At 50.7% G+C, this 5,082-nt stretch carries 9 protein-coding genes; 1 reads left to right on the top strand and 8 read right to left on the bottom strand.

Annotated features, from left to right (window positions below):
* Window positions 1-77: 77 nt before the first annotated feature.
* From AB7U36_RS18140 to AB7U36_RS18120, 5 genes are read right to left on the bottom strand one after another with little or no spacing between them, the layout of a single operon-like run.
* Entirely contained in the window at window positions 78-1,247 is a 1,170-nt protein-coding gene (locus AB7U36_RS18140) for a beta-ketoacyl-[acyl-carrier-protein] synthase family protein (RefSeq protein ID WP_428161073.1), read from the bottom strand.
* Window positions 1,248-1,889, bottom strand: a complete 642-nt coding sequence (locus AB7U36_RS18135; RefSeq protein ID WP_428161072.1) for a nitroreductase family protein — start codon at window positions 1,887-1,889, stop codon at window positions 1,248-1,250.
* Window positions 1,883-2,245 (bottom strand): phosphopantetheine-binding protein, encoded by a 363-nt coding sequence (locus tag AB7U36_RS18130; protein ID WP_428161071.1) that lies wholly within the window; start codon window positions 2,243-2,245, stop codon window positions 1,883-1,885. The genes AB7U36_RS18135 and AB7U36_RS18130 overlap by 7 nt, the downstream gene beginning before the upstream one ends.
* 12 nt (window positions 2,246-2,257) lie before the next feature.
* Entirely contained in the window at window positions 2,258-2,971 is a 714-nt protein-coding gene (locus AB7U36_RS18125; protein ID WP_428161070.1) for an SDR family NAD(P)-dependent oxidoreductase, read from the bottom strand.
* Between the two features lie 23 nt (window positions 2,972-2,994).
* The gene (locus AB7U36_RS18120) at window positions 2,995-3,207 is read right to left on the bottom strand and encodes a hypothetical protein (RefSeq protein WP_428161074.1); all 213 of its coding nucleotides are present in this window, start codon (window positions 3,205-3,207) and stop codon (window positions 2,995-2,997) included.
* Here AB7U36_RS18120 and AB7U36_RS18115 point away from each other — a divergent pair.
* Window positions 3,106-3,336: a hypothetical protein gene (locus AB7U36_RS18115; protein WP_428161075.1), complete on the top strand. Its 231-nt coding sequence runs from the start codon at window positions 3,106-3,108 to the stop codon at window positions 3,334-3,336. The genes AB7U36_RS18120 and AB7U36_RS18115 overlap by 102 nt on opposite strands.
* Here the strand turns inward: AB7U36_RS18115 and queC are convergent.
* The 3 genes from queC to queD form a co-directional block, all read right to left on the bottom strand.
* Window positions 3,331-4,062, bottom strand: coding sequence for a 7-cyano-7-deazaguanine synthase QueC (queC, locus tag AB7U36_RS18110; protein ID WP_428161069.1), 732 nt, complete (start codon window positions 4,060-4,062; stop codon window positions 3,331-3,333). The two genes, AB7U36_RS18115 and queC, sit on opposite strands and share 6 nt — an antisense overlap.
* Before the next feature lie 3 nt (window positions 4,063-4,065).
* A complete protein-coding gene (locus tag AB7U36_RS18105) occupies window positions 4,066-4,710 on the bottom strand; it encodes a 7-carboxy-7-deazaguanine synthase QueE (protein WP_428161068.1) in 645 nt (214 codons plus the stop codon).
* On the bottom strand, window positions 4,711-5,082 hold a 372-nt coding region (queD, locus tag AB7U36_RS18100), incomplete at its 5' end, for a 6-carboxytetrahydropterin synthase QueD (RefSeq protein ID WP_428161067.1).

Below are 5,082 nucleotides of genomic sequence, written 5' to 3'. Positions count from 1 at the left end.
CGTTCCCCCAATCATCCCCGGATCAAGATCTGTCACTGAAGTCAGAAGATGAAAACCGTCCATCTGGGTATTGATATCTAGTCTCTCCATTTTTTAACCACCAGGGCAGCGTTTTGACCGCCAAACCCGAAATTCTGGAGAAGCAGGGTATTAAAAAAAGTTTCCCGGTTCTCTGCGGTGAAGTTCAGATAGGGGGAGGATGGATTTTTTAGATTTCTTACGGCGGGAAGAATCCCCTTTTTCATAAGGCAGAGACCAATTGCAAGTTCCACCACTCCGCAGGCCGTGGAAAGATGGCCGATCCAGGATTTCAATGCTATGATCTGCGGGGATTTTTGGGCAAACATCCGTTCCATAAGGGCCGTCTCCATTGCATCATTGAGTTGGGTTCCCGTGCCGTGAGTGGAGACCACATCAATCTTATCAAATGGGAGTTCTGCCTGTGTAAGGGCCTTTTGTACGGCCTTTTCCATCCAGATCCCGGAGGACTCCGGGGCTGTCATGTTTCCACCGTCCATGGATGCGCCGGCCCCTGCAACCTCTGCCAGAATATCGGCACCCCTTTTTTTTGCATGATCCAGGGATTCAAGAATCACAAATCCGCCCCCCTCACCCATGACAAACCCCTTGCGGTCAAGATCAAAGGGACGATAAACCTTGGCTGGATCTCCCTTTTCCGTACAAAGGGCTCCGGCCATCTTGTATGCCAGGGCAGCTCCCGGATTGATCCGGCTGTCGCCTCCCCCTGCCAGGGCCAGATCAAGATTGCCGTTCCTGATTTTTTGAAACGCCTCCCCCACCACCTGAAGCGTGGTGGCGCAGGCAGTGCTTATGGTGAAGCTTTCTCCGTGGATACCCACAAGATCTGCAATGGCTGCAGCAGCTGTATTCGGGAGAAATTTCAGAATCCAGAGCGCGGAACGCGCTTCCCGGTCAAGGTTTGGACCCGCACCGGTGAAGAGCCCCGCATTTTCAAGCATATTACCGGACAGGCCGGAGCCTTTGACGGCCCTGAGGGCTGCAGCCACACCAAGGGCGGCTCCCCGGTTGAGATAACGGGCGTTTTTATATCTTCCGGTATTGGTTTTCAGGTTAAAATCCGGCACCTGTGCAACCACCAGATCAAGGTCAAAGTCTGCCCTTTTAAAAGCGGTCCTGTTCTCCACCATGGCAGAGATCACCTCCTTTCCGCTGTTCCCCAGGGGTGAGAAAAAAGCGGACCCGGTAATTACGACACGCGGTTTCATCTAAACCTTCCTATAGATCTCCATGGGTTGTTTTCGTTCCGGGGCAACCGGATATTCATCCGGGAATCCCGCAGTTAAAAAGCATCGAATCAACAGATTTTCACTCCCGGGGATGGCGTTCTCTCTCTTAAGGAAATGGAGGGGTGCAGTCAAGATACAGGTTCCCAGGCCAAGCGCCACCGCTTTTAACATAAATAACTGGAGAGAAAGTCCCAAAGAGATATCGCATCCCATGGTTTCAAGCGCTTTACCCCCCATGAGTCCCGCACGGTTCAATCTTGCGGAAAAACTGTCTCCTTGTGTTTCCACACCCACGGCAAACAGGGCCGGTGCATGGAACATGAACCGGGAGTAACGCCAATAGTGATTCAAAATGTTGATGGCTTTCCGGGGTTTTTCCAGGGACTTCGCCTGGACCAGCATATTCCGGTATCCTGTTTCCATATTTTTGAAAATCCCCTGGCGTAATTCAGAAGAAACCATGTGAAGATATCTCACCGGCTGGCTGTTGGATGGAGAAGGGGCATTTCCGGCCGAGGCCACCATATCCAGGATATGGGATTCGGGAACCTTCTCACCGGTATATTTTCTGATGCTTCTCCTGGCCGCCACCAAAGAGTCAAAGTCTGTGGTCATCAGCATAAATAGTCCACATAGGAAACAATATCCCGAACCTTCAGGACCGGTCCCTCATTTAACTCATCCAGCATCTCTTCCACGCGTTCCTGCTTAAGGTGGGGAAGTTTTTCCACAATTTCAAGTACAGGGTTCAGGCCGTTTTCCCCTGCATCCAAGATGATGCTCCGCAGCTTTCTCAGGAAAATATCATCGTCCTGAACCTCGATCTGAAATTTTAAAGAAAGTTCCAGGGCCACCTCCAGAAGATCAATGGATTCCGCAGTAAGCTCCCGCATAAGGTAACTGTCCGGAAAAATCTCCTCTTTATCAAAATCTAAAATCTCCGCCAGGATCTCCCTGACTTTTTCAAAGGTACTCATTTGCAATACTCCTTATTTTCCGCAGCTCATACCGCCGTCCATGGTAAGATTCACCCCGTTAAAGGCAATGCCCGTGTCAGACAAAAAGAAAACCAGGGTCTTGGCAAGCGTTGCCTCTGAAATAAAACAGGCTCCGGGAATCTTCTTTAACAGCGTTGGCCGATTCTTTTCAATAAATTTGTCTCCCCGTCCCGACGCCACATATCCTGGCCTGAGACTTATGGTGGTGATCCCCCTTGCGGCAAGTTCAAGCCCGACATTCCTGTAAATCCCCTCGGCCGCAAGCTTTGACGATGCATACAGCCCCTGTCCCTTTCCCGGCATGCCTGCCGCAACAGAGGAAACAAAAATCATCCTGCCGAAACGTTTTCTGACCATGGAACGGGAGACCAGGCGAACCAATTGGGCCCGGGCTGCAATATTCTCGGCCATATACTGGGAGAGCGTCTCTGGATTTGCCGAAGCCACCAGAGTCTCGTAATCCCCCTGGGCCAAATCCACCATATAGTTGATGTCGGTTCTTTCTGAAAAAATATCCCCCATCTTTCCAGGCAGGCCAAAGTCAAGGAAGGTGGTGTCATATCGGCCCTTCCACCCAGAGAGGCTCTCTTTTATTTTCTTTTCTCCTTTACTGTTCCTGAATGTCAGGATGGGGAAAAGATCCTCACTGATCAAAAGGGGGGCAAGCGCAAGGGCGATCCCGCAGCTGCCGCCGGTTATCAACACATTTTTTCCAGCAAAGTTAAGATTCATAAGACAAGAGTCCCGGTAACAAGCACCCGGCTTTTATCAAAAAGCCTGCACCTGATCACCTTATCATTTTTTGTCATTTCATATTGGTACGCTCCGGGGGAGACAAAGTGTTTGAACCTGAAATTTTCGGCTTGAACCGGATTTCCTGGATACGCCAAAACCCCATGGAGCCGGAGAAAGGCGTGAATAATCAAGCTTCCAGGAACCACGGGCTTTCCCGGGAAATGATCCCTGTATATCCTGTCTTCGGGGTCAAAAAAAAGAGTGCCGGTATGGAGGAAAGCTCTTTTCATCTAAGCCGATACCCTGGGACCAAGCGCTTTGATCATCTTTTATGAAAATAACTTTCCGCCGTTTCCAGGTTGTGGCGGCTCTCTGATGTAGGGGGTCGGATCAGGGATACCGGATTCGGCAAATCCTTTTTTGCGGTGCAGGCAGGAGTCGCATCTGCCGCAGGAACGGCCTTGATCGTCCGGATCATAGCAGGAGATGGTCAGGCTGTAGTCCACGCCCAAACCATGTCCGGTGGTGATTATTTCGGATTTTGACATGTGGATCAAAGGGGTTTCAATGGTTAAAACCGTCTCATTTGTCACCCCGGTTTTTGTGGCCAGGTTGGCCATGATCTGGAAGGCTTCTATAAACTTTGGCCTGCAGTCCGGGTATCCTGAATAATCCACGGCTGTGACACCGATGAAAATGGCTTCGGCCCTGAGCACCTCGGCCCAGGCCATGGCATAGGATAAAAAGATGGTGTTTCTGGCTGGTACATAGGTGACAGGAATCCGGGTTTTATCAATCTGCGACACATCTTCGTGTTTGGGCACGGCAATGTCGCCGGTGAGCGCAGAGCCACCGAACTGGCGCAGGTCAATGTCCACGATTTTATGGTCAATGGTTCCCAGGTGACGGGCCACTTTCTTTGCGCATTCCAACTCCACGCTGTGGCGCTGGCCGTACCTGAAGCTTAAACTGTAAATATTGTACCCCCTGTCCCTGGCAATGGCCATGGCAGTGGTGGAGTCAATGCCGCCTGATGAAAGAACAACAGCTTTTTTTGTCATGGGTTATACGCCTCTTAAATCCGGATCCCAGATGAGTTTGTGTTGTTGAAGGGACAGTCTTGCACCCAGCCTGTCTTTAAGTATCCATGCGGCCAGGTCCGCAAGGTCAATCCGGCCAAAAACCGGACAGATGTGGATCTTCTCTCTGGGATGGTCCATAAGGCGCGTCTGAATGACGGATGCGGCATAGTCATAGTCCTGCCTTGATCCCACCACAAATTTGATTTCATCACAGTCTGTCATGTGATTGAAGTTGTCGAAAAGAAATGATCCGGCTTCACCGGATAAGGGGCACTTGACATCCATGATGCGGATACAGGCGGGATCCACGGACGCAATGCTTTGGCTTCCATTGGTTTCCAGCAGCACCTGAAATCCTTTTTCCAGAAGTAGGGATATCAGTGCAGGCGTCTGGGCCTGAATCAAGGGCTCTCCACCGGTAATTTCAACCATGGGACAGCCAAAGGCCATCACCTGGTCCACGATCTGGTTTATGCCCATGGGAGTGGATTGTACTTCTGCATACGTCGTGTCGCACCAGGAACAGGACAGGTTGCACCCGGACAGCCGGACAAACACGCAGGCAAGGCCTGCCCGGGTGGATTCGCCCTGCAGGCTGTAAAAAATCTCGCAGATGTCCAGGGACACTTATATCTCCTGGTAGGATGATCCGCAGCCCGGACTTTCAAATACCATGATTTTTTTGACCTTGATGAATTCGGTGTTCAGACGCCTGGACAATTCCGAGTAAAGAAATTTGGCCAGATTTTCAGCCGTGGGATTGATGGCTCCGAATTCGGCAACCTCATTCAGGTTGGTGTGATCCAGTTTGCTTAAAACATCCTTGACCACACTTTTAACATCCCTGAAATCTATGCCCATGCCCAGCTGGTTGAGTTTGGTGCATCGTATGTGCGCTTCGACAACCCAGTTATGGCCGTGAAGATTTGAGCAGTTGCCGTCATAGCCCCTCAGGGAATGGGCTGCTGCAAAATGGTCCTGGACACAAATGTCATATAT

The organism is Desulfobacter sp., from assembly GCF_050177295.1.
The sequence above is the reverse complement of the archived record's forward strand: the minus strand, read 5'-3'. Positions and strand labels throughout refer to the sequence as shown.